This window comes from Oleiphilus sp. HI0061, from assembly GCF_001635675.1.
Map to the genome: position 1 here is coordinate 1 of NZ_LWFE01000181.1, position 752 is coordinate 752.

Sequence of the window (752 nt, forward strand, 5' to 3'; positions counted from 1 at the left end):
ACAAAGGTTGCGTTGTCTTTGCAGATTTTGGCACCTTCATAGGTAACACGCCACTTGGCAATATGATCTTGATGGGTACTGATAAAATACAAAGGTACTTCTATTTTGGACAAGTCTATTTTGGTGCCATTGACCGCATAAGCACCTGGTTTAACCAAACGATTTTCCATATAGAATTTTCGCAGCATCTCGTTATGACAAGCACCGGTGATATTAGTACTATCGGAGTTCCAGTATAAAAGATCAAAAGGCGTCGGAGACTCACCCTTTAGATAGTTCTGGATATAGTAATTCCAATACAGAGAGTTCTCACGCAGTTTGCTGAATGAAACCGCCATCACTCTGCCATCGAAGTAGCCTTTTTGATTATTCTGATGTTCTATCGCTTTAATCGTATGGTCATCGATAAATACACCAATATCTCCCGGATCAGAGAAATCTGTCAAGGTCGTAAAAAGCGTTGCTGACTTAACACGAGGCTTTAGCTTACGCGCAGCCATATAGGCTAGCGTAGTCATTAATAAGGTGCCGCCAATACAATAGGCCGCCGCATTGATTTCACGGATCCCCGTTTGTTTTTCAACCACTTCTAGAGCATGTAATGCACCGTCGGTGACATAGCGGTCGAAACCGATATTCCGCTCTTTTTCAGTCGGGTTCAACCAAGACACCATAAAGACGGTCTGCCCCTGCTCTACCGCCCATCGCACGAGGGAATTCTTTTCTGATAAATCGAGAATATAGAATTTATT

1 protein-coding gene is annotated in these 752 nt (G+C 43.0%); it reads right to left on the reverse strand.

Translation table 11 applies throughout. The features are described from left to right. The coding region (locus A3735_RS02160) for an alpha/beta fold hydrolase (protein ID WP_197485603.1) at positions 1-710 on the reverse strand (710 nt) is incomplete at its 3' end. Positions 711-752: the final 42 nt, after the last annotated feature.